Annotated in this window: 1 protein-coding gene; it reads left to right on the top strand. The window is 63.0% G+C overall.

All coding sequences use genetic code 11. The annotated features are described in order from the left end of the window. Nucleotides 1–63 precede the first annotated feature (63 nt). Nucleotides 64–818, top strand: a protein-coding gene (locus RKE40_RS29605; RefSeq protein WP_316021730.1) for an IS5 family transposase whose coding sequence is annotated in 2 segments (ribosomal slippage) — nucleotides 64–397 and nucleotides 397–818 — 756 coding nt in all. Because the reading frame shifts where the segments join, the coding sequence is not laid out codon by codon here. The last annotated feature ends 19 nt before the right edge of the window (nucleotides 819–837 follow it).

The raw sequence follows: 837 nt of genomic DNA, 5'->3' as shown, positions 1-837 counted from the left end.
CTAGGTTCAGGACCTATTAATTTGGTTTGAGATGTGATTCACGGTGTCCGGGAGGGTACCGTGATGGGTGATTTGTTTCTGTTGAGCGAGCGCCAGATGGCGCGGATCGAGGCGTATTTTCCGCTCTCGCATGGCGTGCCGCGGGTCGATGACCGGCGGGTGGTGAGCGGGATCGTTTATGTGATCCGCAACGGGCTGCAGTGGAAAGACGCGCCCAAGGGTTATGGCCCGCACAAGACGCTCTACAACCGCTTTATCCGCTGGAGCCGGCTCGGCGTCTTCGACCGGATCTTCGCCGGGCTCGCCGGCGAAGGGCCGAGGCCGGAGCGGATCATGATCGACGCGACGCATCTGAAGGCGCACCGCACCGCGGCGAGCCTGCTCAAAAAGGGGCTCTTCCCCGTCGCATCGGGCGCACCAAGGGCGGGCTGAACTCCAAGCTCCACACCGTCTGCGACGGTGAAGGCCGCCCGATCATCATGCTGCTTTCGGAAGGCCAGATGAGCGACCACAAAGGCGCAAGCCTCGTGCTCGGCTCGCTGCCGCCCGCCAAAGCCCTCATCGCCGACCGCGGCTACGACAGCGCGACGTTCCGCCAGGCACTCGTCGCCAAGGGCATTACGCCCTGCATCCCCTCAAGCCGGAGCCGGAAGATCCCCTTCGATTACGACAAGGCGCTCTACCGCCAGCGCCACAAGGTCGAGAACCTCTTCGCCAAGCTCAAAGACTGGCGGCGCATCGCAACCCGCTACGACCGATGCGCCCACACCTTCTTCTCAGCCATCTGCATCGCCGCAGCCGTCATCTTCTGGATCTGATCAATGAGTCCTGAGCCTA

It is taken from the genome of Allobosea rubneri (genome assembly GCF_032464875.1).
Lineage (GTDB): Bacteria > Pseudomonadota > Alphaproteobacteria > Rhizobiales > Beijerinckiaceae > Allobosea > Allobosea rubneri.
Note: the sequence above shows the minus strand (reverse complement) of the source record. Positions and strands in the feature narration are given on the sequence as shown.